1 pseudogene is annotated in these 433 nt (G+C 32.6%); it reads left to right on the top strand.

The features are described 5' to 3' along the window. Positions 1-279: pseudogene (locus D7X55_RS41315) on the top strand (beta-ketoacyl-[acyl-carrier-protein] synthase II); the annotation flags it as partial. Positions 280-433: the final 154 nt, after the last annotated feature.

Genomic DNA, 433 nt, shown 5'->3' with positions numbered 1-433 from the left:
GCATTAGGTATTGAAAACGCAAAGAATACCCCAATAAGCTCTACTAAATCAATGATAGGGCATCTTTTAGGTGCAGCTGGTGGTGTTGAGGCAGTATTTTGCGCATTATCTATAAAAGACAATATCATACCGCCAACCATTAACTTAAATGACCAGGACCCCGAATGTGATTTAGATTATGTACCAAATATTGCAAGAGAAACAAATATAAATATTGCGATGTCTAATTCATTTGGTTTTGGTGGAACGAATGGTACATTGATTTTTAAACGTATGTAAATATGAATTTAGTTAATGGAAAATCTAGCTCAAGTATTTCAATATTTGATAGAGGATTTCTTTACGGCGATAGTGTTTTTGAAACAATCCTTGTAGTTAATAATCAACCTAAAAATCTTGATGAGCACATTAAAAGAATTAAATCAGGTTGCAA

The organism is Corallococcus sp. AB049A (assembly GCF_003668885.1).
GTDB classification, from domain to species: domain Bacteria; phylum Myxococcota; class Myxococcia; order Myxococcales; family Myxococcaceae; genus Corallococcus; species Corallococcus interemptor.
Note: the sequence above shows the minus strand (reverse complement) of the source record. Positions and strands in the feature narration are given on the sequence as shown.